This window comes from Streptomyces deserti (genome assembly GCF_054782695.1).
This window is the reverse complement of the sequence record NZ_BAAGRZ010000001.1, coordinates 788,021-803,809: the sequence shown is the minus strand read 5'-3', so window position 1 is coordinate 803,809 and position 15,789 is coordinate 788,021. Positions and strand designations below refer to the sequence as shown.

14 protein-coding genes are annotated in these 15,789 nt (G+C 71.5%); 5 read left to right on the top strand and 9 right to left on the bottom strand.

The window, feature by feature from the left end; translation table 11 throughout:
• Positions 1-9 precede the first annotated feature (9 nt).
• Positions 10-1,023: a zinc ABC transporter substrate-binding protein gene (locus ACYVMZ_RS03640; RefSeq protein WP_461075317.1), complete on the bottom strand. Its 1,014-nt coding sequence runs from the start codon at positions 1,021-1,023 to the stop codon at positions 10-12.
• A gap of 160 nt (positions 1,024-1,183) precedes the next feature.
• Between ACYVMZ_RS03640 and ACYVMZ_RS03635 the strand changes: the two genes are divergently transcribed.
• The 4 genes from ACYVMZ_RS03635 (at position 1,184) to ACYVMZ_RS03620 (ending at position 4,948) form a co-directional block, all read left to right on the top strand.
• The gene (locus tag ACYVMZ_RS03635) at positions 1,184-2,566 is read left to right on the top strand and encodes a glycine--tRNA ligase (protein WP_461075315.1); all 1,383 of its coding nucleotides are present in this window, start codon (positions 1,184-1,186) and stop codon (positions 2,564-2,566) included.
• 101 nt (positions 2,567-2,667) lie between these two features.
• Entirely contained in the window at positions 2,668-3,279 is a 612-nt protein-coding gene (locus ACYVMZ_RS03630; protein ID WP_461075313.1) for a LysE family translocator, read from the top strand.
• Positions 3,280-3,320: 41 nt separating this feature from the next.
• Positions 3,321-4,331 carry an aldo/keto reductase gene (locus tag ACYVMZ_RS03625; RefSeq protein WP_461075311.1) on the top strand — a complete coding sequence of 337 codons (1,011 nt, stop codon included), beginning with the start codon at positions 3,321-3,323 and terminating at the stop codon, positions 4,329-4,331.
• Positions 4,332-4,357: 26 nt separating this feature from the next.
• Positions 4,358-4,948 carry a TetR family transcriptional regulator gene (locus tag ACYVMZ_RS03620; RefSeq protein WP_461075309.1) on the top strand — a complete coding sequence of 197 codons (591 nt, stop codon included), beginning with the start codon at positions 4,358-4,360 and terminating at the stop codon, positions 4,946-4,948.
• A gap of 23 nt (positions 4,949-4,971) precedes the next feature.
• Here the strand turns inward: ACYVMZ_RS03620 and ACYVMZ_RS03615 are convergent, their stop codons facing one another.
• From ACYVMZ_RS03615 to ACYVMZ_RS03595, 5 genes are all read right to left on the bottom strand, one after another.
• Positions 4,972-5,187 carry a hypothetical protein gene (locus ACYVMZ_RS03615; protein WP_461075307.1) on the bottom strand — a complete coding sequence of 72 codons (216 nt, stop codon included), beginning with the start codon at positions 5,185-5,187 and terminating at the stop codon, positions 4,972-4,974.
• Positions 5,188-5,290: 103 nt separating this feature from the next.
• Positions 5,291-6,238: a LysR family transcriptional regulator gene (locus ACYVMZ_RS03610; RefSeq protein WP_461075305.1), complete on the bottom strand. Its 948-nt coding sequence runs from the start codon at positions 6,236-6,238 to the stop codon at positions 5,291-5,293.
• An 80-nt stretch (positions 6,239-6,318) separates the two neighbouring features.
• Positions 6,319-6,789, bottom strand: a complete 471-nt coding sequence (locus ACYVMZ_RS03605; RefSeq protein ID WP_461075303.1) for a hypothetical protein — start codon at positions 6,787-6,789, stop codon at positions 6,319-6,321.
• A gap of 23 nt (positions 6,790-6,812) precedes the next feature.
• Complete coding sequence (locus ACYVMZ_RS03600) at positions 6,813-7,595, bottom strand: ArsR/SmtB family transcription factor (protein WP_461076323.1); 783 nt, start codon at positions 7,593-7,595, stop codon at positions 6,813-6,815.
• Between the two features lie 111 nt (positions 7,596-7,706).
• Complete coding sequence (locus ACYVMZ_RS03595; protein WP_461075301.1) at positions 7,707-9,152, bottom strand: MFS transporter; 1,446 nt, start codon at positions 9,150-9,152, stop codon at positions 7,707-7,709.
• A 78-nt stretch (positions 9,153-9,230) separates the two neighbouring features.
• On the opposite strand from ACYVMZ_RS03595, the gene dusB reads away from it, so the two are divergent.
• On the top strand, positions 9,231-10,388 hold the full coding sequence (gene dusB / locus ACYVMZ_RS03590) for a tRNA dihydrouridine synthase DusB (protein WP_461075299.1): 1,158 nt from the start codon (positions 9,231-9,233) through the stop codon (positions 10,386-10,388).
• Here dusB and ACYVMZ_RS03585 read toward each other — a convergent pair whose 3' ends face one another.
• The 3 genes from ACYVMZ_RS03585 to ACYVMZ_RS03575 form a co-directional block, all read right to left on the bottom strand.
• Positions 10,389-12,215 (bottom strand): sulfatase-like hydrolase/transferase, encoded by a 1,827-nt coding sequence (locus tag ACYVMZ_RS03585; RefSeq protein WP_461075297.1) that lies wholly within the window; start codon positions 12,213-12,215, stop codon positions 10,389-10,391.
• 153 nt (positions 12,216-12,368) lie between these two features.
• The gene (locus ACYVMZ_RS03580) at positions 12,369-14,306 is read right to left on the bottom strand and encodes an amylo-alpha-1,6-glucosidase (protein ID WP_461075295.1); all 1,938 of its coding nucleotides are present in this window, start codon (positions 14,304-14,306) and stop codon (positions 12,369-12,371) included.
• The gene (locus ACYVMZ_RS03575) at positions 14,303-15,715 is read right to left on the bottom strand and encodes an MGH1-like glycoside hydrolase domain-containing protein (protein WP_461075293.1); all 1,413 of its coding nucleotides are present in this window, start codon (positions 15,713-15,715) and stop codon (positions 14,303-14,305) included. The genes ACYVMZ_RS03580 and ACYVMZ_RS03575 overlap by 4 nt, the downstream gene beginning before the upstream one ends.
• Positions 15,716-15,789: the final 74 nt, after the last annotated feature.

The window sequence follows — 15,789 nt, the reverse complement described above, 5'->3', positions numbered from 1 at the left end:
GATGGTTGATCACTTGGCTCCCAGGGCCGTCTGCAGGGCCTTGAGGTTGGCTTCCATGACCTGGAAGTAGTCGTCGCCCTTGGACTTGTCCGTGATGCCCTCGAGCGGGTCGAGGACGTCCGTCTTCAGGCCCGCGTCCTTGGCGAGGGTCTTCGCGGTCTTGTCGGAGACCAGTGTCTCGTAGAACACGGTGGTCACGCCGTCCGCCTTGGCCTCCTGCTGGAGCTCCTTGACGCGGGCCGCGCTCGGCTCGCTCTCCGGGTCCAGACCGGAGATGGCCTCCTGGGTGAGGCCGTAGCGGTGGGCGAGGTAGCCGAAGGCGGCGTGGTTGGTGAAGAAGACCTTGGTCTTGGTGTTCTTCAGGCCGTCCTCGAACTTGGTGTCGAGGTCGGTCAGCTTCTTGACCAGGTCCTCGGTGTTCTTCTTGTAGTCGGCCGCGTTGTCCGGGTCCGCCTTCTCGAAGGCCTTGCCCACGCCCTGGGCGACCTCGGCGTACTTCACCGGGTCCAGCCAGACGTGCGGGTCGAGGGCGTGCTCCTCCTCCTCCGCGTGGCCCTCCTCCGCGTGGCTCTCCTCGGCGTGGCTCTCCTCGGCGTGCGCTTCTTCGCCGCCGTGGTCGTGGCCGTCCTCGGTGCCGAGGTCCTCCAGCTTCGTGAGGGTCGCCGCGTCGATCTTCGTCTTGATCCCGGACTGGGTGACGGCCTCGTCGACGGAGGGCTGCAGGCCCTTGAGGTAGAGCGCCGCGTCGGCCTCCTCGAGCTGCGCCCGCTGCTGGGTGCTGATCTCCAGGTCGTGCGGCTCCTGGCCGGGCTCGGTGAGGCTGGAGACCTTCACGTGGTCGCCGCCGATCTGCTCGGCGAGGAAGGCCATCGGGTAGAACGACGCGACGACGTCGAACTTGTCCGAGTTGCCCGCGTTGCCCGCTGCCGTGCTGTCGCTGGAGCATGCGGAGAGGGTGCCGAGGCCGAGTGCGGTGGCCGCGGTCACCGCAGCCGCGGGTATGAGGCGTCGTCGTACGTTCATGACACTCATTTTCAACAAATGTGGAAACCGTTGTCAACAAAGCGTCTGAGCGGCCCTGAGGCGGCACCGATTTGGTTGAGGGGCCATCCCCGCCGGTAACCTGAAGCATTCGCTGGAAGCGTCTCGCTTCGTCGCCCGTCGTCGTAATGAAGAGAGCACCGTGGCCGCCGACAAGATCGACACCATCGTCAGCCTGAGCAAGCGCCGTGGCTTCGTATTCCCCTGTAGTGAGATCTACGGCGGTCAGCGCGCCGCCTGGGACTACGGCCCCTTGGGTGTCGAGCTCAAGGAGAACCTCAAGCGCCAGTGGTGGCGCTACATGGTGACGTCGCGCGAGGACGTCGTCGGGATCGACTCGTCCGTGATCCTGGCCCCCGAGGTCTGGGTCGCCTCCGGCCACGTCGCCACCTTCACGGACCCGCTGACCGAGTGCACCTCCTGCCACAAGCGGTTCCGCGCGGACCACCTGGAGGAGGCCTACGAGGCCAAGCACGGCCGCCTGCCGGAGAACGGCCTCGCGGACGTCAACTGCCCCAACTGCGGCAACAAGGGCCAGTTCACCGAGCCCAAGCAGTTCTCGGGTCTGCTGTCCACCCACCTCGGCCCCACGCAGGACTCCGGCTCCGTCGCCTACCTGCGCCCCGAGACCGCACAGGGTATCTTCACCAACTTCGCCCAGGTGCAGACCACCTCGCGCCGCAAGCCGCCGTTCGGCATCGCCCAGATGGGCAAGTCGTTCCGCAACGAGATCACGCCGGGCAACTTCATCTTCCGCACCCGCGAGTTCGAGCAGATGGAGATGGAGTTCTTCGTCAAGCCGGGCGAGGACGAGAAGTGGCACGAGTACTGGATGGAGCAGCGCTGGAACTGGTACACGGGCCTCGGCCTGCGTGAGGAGAACATGCGCTGGTACGAGCACCCGAAGGAGAAGCTCTCCCACTACTCCAAGCGCACCGCCGACATCGAGTACCGCTTCAACTTCGGCGGCAACGAGTGGGGCGAGCTGGAGGGTGTCGCCAACCGCACCGACTACGACCTCACGGCCCACTCCAAGGCCTCCGGCCAGGACCTCTCCTACTTCGACCAGGAGGCCGGCGAGCGCTGGACGCCGTACGTCATCGAGCCCGCGGCCGGTGTCGGCCGGGCGATGCTCGCCTTCCTCCTCGACGCGTACGTCGAGGACGAGGCGCCCAACGCCAAGGGCAAGATGGAGAAGCGGACCGTGCTGCGCCTGGACCACCGCCTGGCCCCGGTGAAGGTCGCGGTGCTGCCGCTGTCCCGGAACCCGGAGCTGTCCCCGAAGGCCAAGGGCCTGGCCCAGACCCTGCGCCAGCACTGGAACATCGAGTTCGACGACGCCGGCGCCATCGGCCGCCGCTACCGCCGCCAGGACGAGATCGGTACGCCGTACTGCGTGACCGTCGACTTCGACACGCTGGACGACAACGCGGTGACGGTGCGCGAGCGTGACTCCATGAAGCAGGAGCGCGTGTCGCTCGACCAGATCGAGGGGTACCTCGCCGGCCGTCTGATCGGCTGCTAGGGCTTCCGGCTGCCAGGGCTTCACCGCCCGCGTATTGGCCCTCGATACGGGTTCCGCTGTGGACCTGTGTCGAGGGCCGTCGCTTTACCAGGGTGGCGGTCATGAGTATCGCGTTCCTGCTGACCACCCTCGTCGTGGTCGCCACACCCGGCACCGGGGTCGTCTACACCCTCGCGGCCGGGCTGTCCCGGGGCCGCCGCGCGAGCGTCGTCGCCGCGTTCGGCTGCACCCTCGGCATCGTCCCGCACATGCTGGCCACGATCACCGGCGTCGCCGCGCTGCTGCACGCCAGCGCCACCGCCTTCCAGATCCTCAAGTACGCCGGTGTCGCCTACCTCCTCTACATGGCCTGGGCCATGCTCAGGGACCGGGAGGCGATCGCGGTGGACCGGGGCGAGGCCGCTCCGGCCTCGGCTGGCCGGGTGATCGTTCGGGGCGTTCTGATCAATCTCCTCAACCCGAAGCTGACGATCTTCTTCTTCGCGTTCCTGCCGCAGTTCGTGAGCCCGGGCGAGCCGCACTCGGTGGTTCGGATGCTGGCGCTGAGCGGCGTCTTCATGGCGGTGACCTTCCTGGTCTTCGCCGGGTACGGCATCCTCGCGGCCTCCGTGCGCAGCCATGTCACCTCACGTCCGCGTGTGATGGCGTGGCTGCGGCGAAGCTTCGCCGGGTCCTTCGTGGCGCTCGGGGCGAAGCTGGCACATGACAGCTGACAGATATTGAAATCTGTCAGCTGTCATGCCATCGTGGGGTCATGACGACGCAGACCCGACCCCTCGGAACCACCGGCCCCCGTGTCTCCGCCCTCGGCCTCGGCTGCATGGGCATGTCCGCGCTGTACGGCGACGCGGACCGGGCCGAATCCGTCGCGACCATCCACGCCGCCCTGGAAGCGGGCGTGACCCTGCTCGACACCGGCGACTTCTACGGCATGGGGCACAACGAGCTGCTGATCGGCGAGGCCCTGCGCACCGCTCCGGCTTCCCGGCGCGACCAGGCGCTGATCAGCGTGAAGTTCGGCGCGCTGCGCGGCCCGGACGGCTCCTGGATCGGCCACGACGCCCGCCCGGCCGCCGTGAAGAACTTCGCCGCCTACACACTCCAGCGCCTCGGCGTCGACCACATCGACATCTACCGGCCCGCCCGCCTCGACCCGGACGTCCCCATCGAGGAGACGGTCGGCGCGATCGCCGAGCTCGTCGAGCAGGGCTACGTCCGCCACATCGGTCTGAGCGAGGTCGGCGCCGAGACGATACGGCGGGCCGCGGCCACCGCCCCGATCACGGACCTGCAGATCGAGTACGCCCTCGTCACCCGCGGTATCGAGGCCGAGATCCTGCCGACCGTCCGCGAACTGGGCATCGGCATCACGGCGTACGGTGTGCTCTCCCGCGGCCTGATCTCCGGCCACTTCACTCGCGACCGGCAGCTCGCCGCGAACGACTTCCGGGCCCACTCGCCCCGCTTCCAGGGCGACAACCTCCAGCGCAACCTCGACCTCGTGGAGGCGCTCCGGAAGATCGCCGAGGAGAAGGGCGTGACCGTCGCGCAGATCGCCATCGCCTGGGTGCTCTCCCGCGGGGAGGACATCGTGCCGCTGGTCGGCGCCCGGCGCCGGGACCGGCTCGCGGAGTCCCTGGGCGCGCTGGAGGTGACGCTGGAGGCGGCCGACCTGGCGGCGATCGAGCAGGCCGTGCCCGCGGACGCGGCGGCGGGCGAGCGCTACGCGGCCGCGCAGATGGCGATGCTCGACAGCGAACGGTGATCGTCGCTCCGGGTACGGTCTAGTACATGGCACCGACCACCGAGACCCTGACCGCCGAGCGCATCCTCGAAGCGACCGAGGAGGTGCTGCGCCGCCATGGACCGGCCAAGGCGACCGTGGTGGACGTGGCCCGCGCGCTCGGCGTCAGCCACGGCAGTGTCTACCGGCACTTCCGTACGAAGGCGGCGCTGCGCGAGGCGGTGACCAAGCGGTGGCTGGACCGGACCTCCGAGGAACTGTCCGGCATCGTCGCCGAGGACCGCGATCCGGAGGCCCGGCTGCGGGACTGGCTGACGGCCCTGTTCGCCGCCAAGCGCCGCAAGGCGGGCCAGGACCCGGAGCTGTTCGCCACGTACATGGTCCTGGTCGGTGAGAACGGCGAGGCGGTCGGCGCGCACATCGACGACCTGACCGGGCAGTTGACGCGGATCGTGGAGGCGGGCGTCGCGTCCGGTGCCTTCGCGCCCCCGGCCGACCCCGCGACCACGGCCCGCGCCCTCTTCCAGGCCACGGGCCGCTTCCACGACCCGGGCTACGCCCGGGAGTGGGAGGAGCCGGGCGTCGAGGCCGACTTCGCGGCGGTCGTGGAGCTGCTGCTGCGGGGGCTGCGGGGCTGAACGCCCGCGACGGCTGCCGCCGCTCACGCCGCCGTCGGGTCCACCGTCGCCTGGTGCGCCTCGGCCAGGTGTTCCTCCGCCTTCAGCCACGGCAGGAACTGGGCTCCGCGCCGCCAGCCGCACGTGTCGCACCTGATCGTGCGCTGCACGCCCGTGCGCTGCACCCGCACGACGTGCTCCCGGCCGTGCTGGTCCCAGCGGCTCACCTTGCTCGTGTCGACCTGCCTGCTCTGCGGCATGGCACCTCCGGGCATCCGCGGACGGGGACGACAAGGAGTGTGCAGCACGACCAACATCAACGGGCGGTCCCGGCGCGGAGTTGACCAAGCCGTGCCCTGACGTTCACCGCCGCCGCGTGGTGCGGTGGGCCCACGCCGGTGTCCAGACCTCGCCGCCCGGGGGGCCGGAGCGTACGGAGGTGAGGTGCCGGCGGAGCGCGGTGAGGGCCGGGTGCGGGTGGTCGGCGCGCCAGAGCAGGGAGTGCGGGTAGACCGGGGTCGGGTCGCGCAGCGGGATGAGCCGCAGGTCGTAGCCGGCGGGCCAGACCAGGGGGGTCTGTGTGCCGAGGAACGTCGCCAGGGTCGAGGAGGCCGCGATCGTGTCGATGAGGGCCTCGACCCCGAAGTTGGGGCCGGTCGACTCGATGGTCAGCCCGAAGTCGGCGGCCAGTGCCTCGTAGTACGCGGTCCACTCCGTGCCGGGGACGTTGCCCGGCATCCAGATGCGGTGGCCGGCCAGCTGGGCCGGGGTGACCGCGGCGGCGGTGGCGAACTCGTGGGTGGGGCCGGTGAACAAGTAGAGCGGCTCGTCGTGCACCGGGGTGATCTCGATGCCGTCGGGGATCCGCTGCCCGGGCATGGTGACGGCGCGGAAGGTGGTGTCGATCGTTCCGTCACGGACGGCGGCGATGGCCTCCTGCGAGCCGGGGAGGGTCACGACGTCGAGGGCGATCCCGGGATGGGCGTGGTGGAAGTCGCGCAGCAGACCGGCCACCGAGGCCCGTCGTCCGACCACGTCGACGCGCAGGGCGCGGCTGCCGGGGCGTACGGCGGCGGCCGCCCGCTCCTCGGCCTGGAGCAGGGCCCGGGCGTGCGGCAGGAACGCCTGCCCGTCGATGGTGAGCTCCGCGCCGCGCGGCGTGCGGGTCAGCAGCCGTACCCCGAGGTCCTTCTCCAGGGCGGCGACGCGCTTGGAGACGGCCTGCTGGGTCAGGGACAGGTCGACGGCGGCCTTCTGGAACTGGCCGGCGTCCGCGACGGCGACGAAGGTGCGTACGGCGTTGAGGTCCACGCAGGGACCCTAGTTCCCCAACGATCGGTTGTGGGTGGGTGGTGGGCCGGTCGCTCGATCCGTGGGGGGGCAGGGAGATGTCAGGGCAGTGCCAGCAACTGCCTGGCGTGGGCGGGCAGTTCGACTTCGGCGAGGCCGGTGAGGAGGTCCCGCAGCGGCACGAGTCCGTCGGCCAGGACCGTGCCGTTGGACAGGAGCAGCGTCGGGACCGGTGTGTCGCTGAGGGCCGGGCCGCCGAGTGCGCAGAGGGCTTCGCCCTGGCGGCGGACGCGGTCCCGCAGGCCCGCGGTGCCGCCGGTGAGCGCGATGACGCGGTCGATGGTCCAGGTGTCGAGCGCCGTGCGGTTGTCGTACGTCGCGTTCGCCCCGGCCGCGATGCGGGAGGCGGCCTCCAGGGTGGTGGCGGTGACCAGGGCGACGTGCGCCAGGATCTGGTCGGCGTTCCACTCGCCGGGCGGCGGGGCGGGGCCCGGGTCGCCCGCGTCGGCCACGGTGGCGGCGGCCTCCAGCAGGGCGTCGTAGGCGTTGCGGAGCGGGGTCGTGTCCAGCATGGCTGCTTCTCTTTCCGCGGTGGTCAGGCGTGGGTGCCGGACATTTCCCAGGGCGCCTGCGGGAGGACCTCACCGGTCTCCAGCAGCGACTTGAGGTTCGCCAGCACGGCCGGCCAGCCCTGCGAGATCCCCTGGAGCATCTCCTGGTTGGGCAGGTTCTCGTGGGTCACGGTGAGGCGGACGATGTCCTCGTGCGGTTCGACGAGGAAGGTGACGACCGACGGGTCCCGCATCGAGCCGATGGAGTCCTCGAAGGTGATGACCAGGCGCGTCGGGGGTTCGGCCTTGACCACCACCCCGGCGACGTCGACGGCGTCCGATCCGTCGACGCGCCGGTGCTCCCAGGGCGAGCCCTCCTGCCAGTCGGACACGTTGGCGTGCCCCCAGTAGCGGGCCGTGAGGTCCGCGTCCGTCAGGGCCTGCCACACCTGCTCGGCGGTGGCGCGGATGTAGGTGACGTAGACGTAGGTCGGTACGGGGCTGGTCGCGCTGGTCATGGCGTACTCCTCTGCCTGGTTCCGGATGGCGCTGATCGCTTGCAGGCGGGGTCGGTCGAACCGGGAGATCCAGCGCTCCTCGATCTCGTGGATCGGCACGGGGTTGAGATAGTGCAGCCGTTCCCGGCCACGCCGTACGACGGTCACGAGGTTGGCCCGCACGAGCAGGTCGAGGTGCTGGGTCGCCGACTGGCGTGCCATGTCCAGGTGTTCGCACAGCTCGCGCAGCGTCTGGCCGCCCCGCTCGCGCAGGCGGTCGAGCAGGAGTCGTCGGGTGGGGTCGGCCAGTGCCTTGAAGGTCAGGTCCATCGCTTCCGGTTCGAAGCTCACGCTCTATTGTGCAGGTAAATACCTGCCTATTGTCAATGGCTGGTTTCCCGGCCGGGCTCTCACCGTTGTCCGGCCGGGCTCTCACCGTTGTTACGCGCCGGCTCCCGCGGCTTCCCGTACCTCGTCCGCCGCCAGCCGATCCGCCGTGCGCTCGGCGGTGCGCCGGGCCCAGCGGCCACTGGTCACCGCGCCGAGGACCAGGACCGCGAGACCGCAGGCGACGAGGATCCACCAGCCGGGGCGGGCGGCCGGCACGAAGGTGTCCCGGTACGAGGAGGCCCCCACGCCCGCCGCCAGCACCGCCCCGACCACCGCGACGCCCAGGGTCTGGCCGAGCTGCCGGCTGGTGGAGGCGACGGCGGCGGCGACGCCGGCCTGGGCGCGGGGCATGCCGGAGACGGCCGTGTTGGTGATGGGGGCGTTGACGAAGCCGAAGCCGATGCCGAAGAGGGCGTAGCCGAGGAAGAGGATGACGTCGGACGTCTCGGCGTCGAAGGCGGCGAAGAGGAGCGCGCTCGCCGTCATCGCGCAGCCCGCGACCACCAGGGACAGGCGCGGGCCGCGACTGCCGACCAGACGGCCGGACAGCGGGGCGCACAGGAAGGTCGGGACCGCCATCGGGAGCATCCACAGGCCCGCGTCCAGGGCGTCCAGGCCCCGGACGTTCTGCAGGTACAGGGTCGACAGGAAGAGGAAGCCGCCCAGGGACGCGAACGCGCTGATCGCGATCACCGTCGCCCCGCTGAACGGCGCCGAGCGGAAGAACCGCAGGTCGATCAGCGGCTCCGTGCGGCGGGGTTCGTACCAGAGCAGGCCGAACAGCGCGGCCGGCGCGAGCGCGGCGAACGGGGCGACCGCCGTGAGGGCCGCGTGCGGGGCCTCGATGATCGCGTACGTCAGGGAGCCGAACAGAGCGATCACCAGGAGCTGCCCGACCGGGTCGGGGCGGCGGGCCTTGCCGGCGCGGGACTCGGGCACGAAGCGCAGGGTGAGCAGCAGGGCGGCCAGGCCCACCGGCAGGTTGATCCAGAAGATCGCGCGCCAGCCGACCGACTCGACCAGGAGGCCGCCGACCAGCGGCCCGGCGGCCATCGAGATGCCGACGACCGCGCCCCACGCGCCGATCGCGCGGGCCCGCTCACGCGGGTCGGTGAAGGTGTTGGTGATGATCGACATGGCGACCGGGTTCAGCATCGAGCCGCCCACCGCCTGCACCATCCGGAAGACGATCAGCAGGTCGAGGTCGGGTGCCAGGGAGCACAGCAGCGAGCCGACGGTGAAGACGACCAGGCCCGCCATGAAGACCCGCTTGCGGCCGATCCGGTCGGCCGTGGAGCCGGCGAGCATCAGCAGCGAGGCCAGTACCAGCGTGTACGCGTCGATCGTCCACTGCAGGCCCGACGTGCTCGCGCGCAGCTCCCGCTGCATCGACGGCAGGGCGACGTTCAGGACCGTGTTGTCCAGGCTCACGATCAGCAGACTCATGCAGCAGATCGCGAGCACCAGCATGCGTCGGCGAGGGGTGAGCTCGGGCATGGGCATCATCGTACGCCGACTTCGATAGTGCGGCTAACTAATGAATTGGGTCGCCTCATCGCGCTGCACAATGGAGGAATGTCCACGCCCCTGCAGATCGGTCCGCACACCGTCCAGCCGCCCGTCGTCCTGGCCCCCATGGCCGGGATCACCAACGCGCCCTTCCGCACGTTGTGCCGGGAGTTCAGCGGCGGCAAGGGCCTGTTCGTCAGCGAGATGATCACCACTCGGGCGCTGGTCGAGCGCAATGAGAAGACCATGCAGCTGGTCACCTTCGACCCGAGCGAGCGGCCCCGCTCCATCCAGCTGTACGGCGTCGACCCGGTGACCGTCGGCAAGGCCGTCCGCATGATCGCGGAGGAGGACCTCGCCGACCACATCGACCTGAACTTCGGCTGCCCGGTCCCGAAGGTGACCCGCAAGGGCGGCGGCTCGGCCCTGCCGTACAAGCGGAACCTGCTGCGGGCGATCCTGCGCGAGGCCGTGAGCGGGGCCGGGGACCTGCCGGTGACGATGAAGATGCGCAAGGGCATCGACGACGACCACCTCACGTATCTGGATGCGGGGCGGATCGCCGTCGAGGAGGGCGTCACCGCCATCGCGCTGCACGGCCGCACGGCCGCCCAGCACTACGGGGGTACGGCCGACTGGGACGCCATCGCGCGGCTCAAGGAGCACGTGCCGGAGATCCCGGTGCTCGGCAACGGCGACATCTGGTCGGCCCAGGACGCGCTGCGGATGGTGCGGGAGACCGGCTGCGACGGGGTGGTGGTCGGGCGCGGGTGCCTGGGGCGGCCGTGGCTGTTCTCGGACCTGGTGGCGGCCTTCGAGGGGCGTACCGAGGCCCGTGCCGGAGGCACTGATGGATGCAGTGCGCGGCCGACGCTCCGTGAGGTCGCCGACGTCATGGTCCGCCATGCCACGCTGCTCGGCGAGTGGATCGGGGACGAGTCGCGCGGTGTCATCGACTTCCGCAAGCACGTGGCCTGGTACCTGAAGGGCTTCGCGGTCGGCTCCGAGATGCGCAAGAAGCTCGCGATCACCTCCTCGCTGGAGGAACTGCGGGCCGGGCTGGACGAGCTGGACCTCGACCAGCCCTGGCCGGCCGGTGCCGACGGGCCCCGGGGCCGTACGTCCGGCAACAACCGGGTGGTGCTGCCGGACGGCTGGCTGAAGGACCCGTACGACTGCGCCGGGGTCGGCGAGGACGCCGAGCTGGACACCTCGGGGGGCTGATCAGCCGCCCGAGGTGTGCGGGGTGGAGCCGTAGGCCTTCAGGAAGCGGTCGCGGAAGGAGTCCATCCGCCATACCGGGGCGTCCTTGGCGGGCTTCAGTCCGGTCGTCCAGTTCCAGTCGGCGATCTTGTCCAGGACCTTCGGGTCCTTGGCGACGATCGAGACCGGCACGTCCCGGCTGGCGTTGTTGCCGCTGACCCGGGCGATGGGCTGGTGGTCGCCGAGGAAGACCAGGACGGTGTCGTCGGTGCCGTAGCGCTCCAGCCACTGGGTGAGGCTGGTGACCGAGTACTCGATGGACCTGCCGTACTCCTGCCGGGACCTGGTGGTGTCGGTGATGACGTCCTCGGCCTTCTCGCCCGCCTTCTGGACGGTGTCGAAGACCGAGCCGTCGCCGAGTTCGTCCCAGTCGACCAGCTTCGGGATCGGTGCCCAGGGCTGGTGGCTGGAGGTCAGGATGACGAACGACATCAGCGGCCTGTCGCGCTTCCTGCCGTGCACCTGGCGCTGGAAGGCCTCCAGCGCGTACTGGTCGGGCATGGTCGACCAGCTGAACTTCGGTCCCCGGTAGCCCAGGTCGAAGGCGTCGTACATCCGGTCGAGGCCGTACCACTTCGCCTCCGGCCAGCCCTTCTGCACGCCGGGCATGACGCCGACCGTGTCCCAGGCGCCGGTCTTCCGGAACGCCTTGGTGAGGGTGAGGTGGTCGCCCGCGGTGACGGTGCGGTAGCGGCGCTGGTTGTCGAGCCACAGGCCCGACATGAACGTGGAGTGGCCGAGCCAGCTGCTGCCGCCGAACGTCGCCGAGGTCAGCCAGCCGCTCCGGGCGTGGAAGCCCGCCTCGGCCAGGGCCTTGGTGCCGGTGTCGAGCGTCCTGTTCACGCCCGGTGCCATGATCGGGTCCTCGACGGCGCTGCGGCCGTAGCTCTCGATGAACGTGAAGATCACGTCCTTGCCGCGCAGGTCGGGGACGAGCTGGTCGCCGGGTGTGGCGCCGAAGCTGTCCGCCTTCGCCTCCTTGGCGAACGCCGCCTCGTCCCGCAGCGAGTCGACTGTCCGCTTCGCGTGGACCTTCAGGGCCCCGGCGGCGCGGTCGGAGGCGATGGGCATGCCGAGGAACTGCAGGCCCAGGGCGGAGCAGGTGATCCAGACGGTGCCGGCGATCAGCGCGCCCTGGGTCGCCCGGGACCGGTGCCGGGCCAGCAGGTTGCCGAGCCGGACGGTCGCCAGGGCCATGAGCACCATCAGGAGCAGCACGAGGACGACGGCACCGACGGCGGCGGCGGTCGCGACGGTCCCGCCCAGGGTGTCCGCGACGTACGACAGGGCGTCGTCGAGCAGGCCCCAGTCGAGGGCGGCGTTGAAGCCCCGGCCGAGGTACTCGTTGAAGCCCATGTCGAGGAGGTTCACGAGCGTCAGCGCACCGAGGCCGACCCCGTACAGCACCGCCGCCACCAGCCGGGGCCGGCGCGGCAGTCCGAGCAGCACGACGGCACCGATGATCGCCTCCGCCGGGATGCGCGTGAACCTGTTCGGCCGCAGCGCGAAGAGCTGGTTCGGGAGCAGCAGGGCACCGAGGACGAGGACGGCGGCCAGGGCGGTGACGGTCGAGGACAGGGCACGGGCGGCGACGGGGTGCCGGGTGCGCCAGGTGCGCCAGTGGGCGAGGCGGGACGCGAGGGAAGGGCGGGCGGCCTCCGAGCGAGGGCTGTCGTCCTCAGGGGTCTCGGGAGGGCTGTCGTCCCCGGGCGCCTCGGGAGGGCTGTCGTCCCCAGGAGCGTCCTCGGCCGTCTCGGGCGGCTGACGAAAGCGCGTGAAGACAGGCACCCGAAGGTCCTTCCGTACGAAACCCGTTGAGTGGCGGACCCGGCATGGGGGATCGGGTCCGCCGTAGTTCCGTACGGCTGGTCGGCGAGGTGTGTTCAGCTTGCCGGGCCGGCGCTCGGCAAACACCCGGCAAACGTCACGCCGACCGTTCCCTCATGCGCCCCCGACCGCCGTGAGCAGTGCCAACGGGGCGGAGGCCGACCGGGATTCGCGTACGCACGCGTGCGGGTAGGGCACCGGCTCGGGGTGGGTGTCGCGGCCGTAGCCCGCGAGGACCTCGGGGAGGCGGTGGCCGGTCGCGGTCGCCGCGTCCACCAGGCCGTGGGCGACCGTGCGGGCCTCGTCGTGCAGACCGTAGCGGGCCAGGCCCAGCGTGATCAGCGCGTTGTCGTGCGGCCAGACCGAACCGCGGTGGTACGACAGCGGGTGGTACGCCGGCTGGCCGGCCGCCAGCGTCCGTACGCCCCAGCCCGAGAAGAAGTCCGGCTCCAGCAGGCGCCGGCCGACCAGCTCGCCGTACTCCTTGTCCAGCAGGCCGGACCACAGCAGGTGCCCGGCGTCGGAGGCCAGTGCGTCGACCTGCTTGCCGTTGCCGTCGAGCGCGAGGGCCGGGAAGGAGTGCTCCGGCATCCAGAAGTCCCGCTGGAAGCGGTCGCGCAGGTCGCCCGCCGCCTGTTCCAGCAGGGCGGCGTACGTCTCGTCCTGCCACACCGCGCGGGCCAGCCAGGCCGTGCGGCGCAGCGCGTCGTACGCGTAGCCCTGGGCGCCCGCCGCCATGACCGGCCCGTGCGGGCGGGTGCCATCGGCCGAGCAGATCGCGCCGGGGGAGTCCTTCCAGTTCTGGTTGGCGAGGCCGCCCTGGTCGGCGCGGTAGACGAGGTAGCCGCGCGAGGTCAGTCCGCCGTGGTCCAGCATCCAGCCGATCGCCGCGCGGGCGTGCGGCTCCAGCCGGCGGGCCGGCGCCGCGTCGCCGGTCTGCTCGACGTACGCGCCGAGCAGGACGAGGAACAGCGGGGTGGCATCGACCGAGCCGTAGTAGCGGCCGTACGGCACCTGGCCGAAGTGCGCCAGCTCCCCGTGCCGTACCTCGTGCACGATCTTGCCGGGCTGGGCGACCGCGTCGGCGCCGGTCTCCGTCGCCTGCGTGGCGGCGAGCGCGGGGAGGGTGGCGGCGGCCAGCCGGGGGCGGTAGGGGAGCGAGAACAGGGACGTGAGCAGGGCGTCCCTGCCCAGCAGGGTGAGGAACCAGGGGGCTCCGGCGGCCGGGACGCGCAGTTCCTCGCCGTCCGGTCCGGTGGCCGGGACCTGGAGCGCGGCGAGGTCGGCCAGGCCCCGGGCGCAGGCCGCGGCCAGCTCCGGCCAGCCCGTCGGGAAGGCGACGCCCTCGACGAACTCGCCCTCCCTCGCGAGGAGTTGCGCGTTGACGGCGGCCGGGTCGCGCGGTACCCGCAGGGCCCGTTTCTCGCCGTGCGGGCGGGCCATGACCCGCAGGACCAGCTCCGCCCTGCCGTGGGGTTCCAGTTCCAGGGTCCATACGAGGCGGCGGGCCCCGGTGCCGGTCTCCTCGACGGCGTCCGGGGCGGGCTCGGCCGTCACGGTCGTACACGACCGCCACTCGCCGCGCTGGTAGGTGAACTCCACGCCGTGGTCGAGGACCTGGCGGGAGCGGACGGCGCCGACCTTCAGGTACGTGCGGTGGTCGGAGCGCAGCTCGAACTGGTCGGTGAAGTCGGCGTCGGCCGTGACGGCGAGGCGGACCGTCGTCGGCACCGGGCGGTTGCTGGTCACCCGCAGCGACTCGACGAACGAGCCGTCGCCGACGGCCTGTTCGCGGAAGAGCGTGTACGCGGGCGGCTCCTGGCGGCCGCCGCGCGGCACGAGGACGCAGCGCGCGGTGTCCCCGTCGGCCACCGGGGCCAGGGTCTCGGGCACGGCGCCGTCGACGGTGAGCTGCCAGCGGCTCAGGTGCCGGGCGTCGCGTACGAACAACCCGTCCGGGGCGCTGACGCCCCGTACGCCGCTGATGTCCCCGCGGTCGCCGACGGCGGCGAACGTCCCGCCGTGCACGAGCAGATGATGCCGGTCCGTCATCCCCGGTCCCCTCCCTTGAGTACCTTGACGGCGTTCCGGTCCCAGCCGGGCCGGGCGTGCAGCAGGTCGAGCGTGAGCGCGGCGGTCCAGCCGAAGCCGGTCGCGCCGCAGGCCTCGCCGGTGTACGGGTCGACGTACTCCGCGAAGTCGGAGGTGTCGGCGATCCGCAGGACGGCCTTGCGCAGGGCGGCGGCCCGGCCGTGCTCGCCGTGCTGCCTGAGGCCCCGCTCCAGCAGCCAGCTCGTGTTGAACCAGGCCGGGCCCCGCCAGTAGCGGTGCGGGTCGAAGGCCTCGCCGAGCAGGTCGTAGCTCGGGACCAGGCGGGTCGTCCCGCCGAGCCCGAAGTGCGGTCCGCACACGGTTCTCACGAGCGTGGCGGCGATGTCGCGCGGCAGCGTCGGCAGCAGCAGGGGAACGAGCCCGGAGACGCCGCGCTCGGGAATGAGCTCCCCGCCGCGCACGTCCCGGCACAGGAACATCCCCGCCGCCGGGTCCCACAGCCGGTCGACCAGCGCCGCCGTCAGGCGCTGCGCGCGGGCGTGCCGGGCCGAGCCGGCCGCGCCCAGTTCGTGCGCGATGCGGGCCAGGGCGTGCTCGGAGGCGATGAGCAGGGCGTTGAACGCCGGGTCCTCCACGGCGAAGTCGCTCGGCCCGTCGGCATAGCCCCGGTCCCGGTAGTCCGCCGCCAGCCGCACGTACCGCCCGTAGTCCAGGTCCGTCGGCCGGTCCTCGGGGGCGCCGTGGTCCAGGTCGGCGCGGCGGAAGGAGCGGGCCGGGGCGGGAGCGACGCGCGACAGCGGCCGGTCCCAGCAGGGGCTGTTGTCCATACCCTGTTCCCAGGGGTGCACGACGGACACCAGCCCGCCGCCGCCCAGGTCACGCCGGTGCAGCAGATACCGGTGCCAGGCCGCCAGCCGCGGATACACCCGGGCGAGGAAGCCGCGCGCCCGCGACAGCCCCGGGTCGGCCTCGTGCACCAGCCACGCGGCCAGCGCGTGCACCGGTGGCTGCACGATCCCGGACGTCTGTACGGTGCGCGGGGCGCCCGCGGCCTGCCCCGCGGTGGAGGAGCGCCAGAAGTCGGGGCTCGGGAAGTACGCCTCGAGCGGGACGGAGGAGTTGAAGACGATGTGCGGGACCCGCCCGTCGGCCCACTGGGCGTCCAGCAGCGTCTCCAGCTCCGTCTGTGCCCGTAACGGCGACACGTGCCTCAGGCCGATCGCGATGAACGCCGAGTCCCAGGACCACTGGTGCGGATACAGCCCGCGCGAGGGGACGGTGGACGTGCCCGTCCAGTTGTCCTCGAGGACCCGGGCGGCCCTGAGGTGCAGGGACGACGCGGCGGTGGGCGGGTCGTATACGAACTCTCGCTGCGCGGGACGGGCTGTGAGCTGGGCACTGCGATCCACTCGGGGCTCCCCGAAAGACGTCCGGCCGACCGGTTCGGTCATGGCTACCGTAGGGTTACGTCTATTTAACACGC

What these genes read in the sequence shown, in the direction of transcription:
- ACYVMZ_RS03640 (WP_461075317.1), bottom strand. Translation starts at nt 1,023, where the DNA reads ATGAACGTACGACGACGCCTCATACCCGCGGCTGCGGTGACCGCGGCC.
- ACYVMZ_RS03630 (WP_461075313.1), top strand. Translation starts at nt 2,668, where the DNA reads ATGAGTATCGCGTTCCTGCTGACCACCCTCGTCGTGGTCGCCACACCC.
- ACYVMZ_RS03625 (WP_461075311.1), top strand. Translation starts at nt 3,321, where the DNA reads ATGACGACGCAGACCCGACCCCTCGGAACCACCGGCCCCCGTGTCTCC.
- ACYVMZ_RS03620 (WP_461075309.1), top strand. Translation starts at nt 4,358, where the DNA reads ATGGCACCGACCACCGAGACCCTGACCGCCGAGCGCATCCTCGAAGCG.
- ACYVMZ_RS03615 (WP_461075307.1), bottom strand. Translation starts at nt 5,187, where the DNA reads ATGCCGCAGAGCAGGCAGGTCGACACGAGCAAGGTGAGCCGCTGGGAC.
- ACYVMZ_RS03605 (WP_461075303.1), bottom strand. Translation starts at nt 6,789, where the DNA reads ATGCTGGACACGACCCCGCTCCGCAACGCCTACGACGCCCTGCTGGAG.
- ACYVMZ_RS03600 (WP_461076323.1), bottom strand. Translation starts at nt 7,595, where the DNA reads ATGGACCTGACCTTCAAGGCACTGGCCGACCCCACCCGACGACTCCTG.
- ACYVMZ_RS03595 (WP_461075301.1), bottom strand. Translation starts at nt 9,152, where the DNA reads ATGCCCGAGCTCACCCCTCGCCGACGCATGCTGGTGCTCGCGATCTGC.
- dusB (WP_461075299.1), top strand. Translation starts at nt 9,231, where the DNA reads ATGTCCACGCCCCTGCAGATCGGTCCGCACACCGTCCAGCCGCCCGTC.
- ACYVMZ_RS03580 (WP_461075295.1), bottom strand. Translation starts at nt 14,306, where the DNA reads ATGACGGACCGGCATCATCTGCTCGTGCACGGCGGGACGTTCGCCGCC.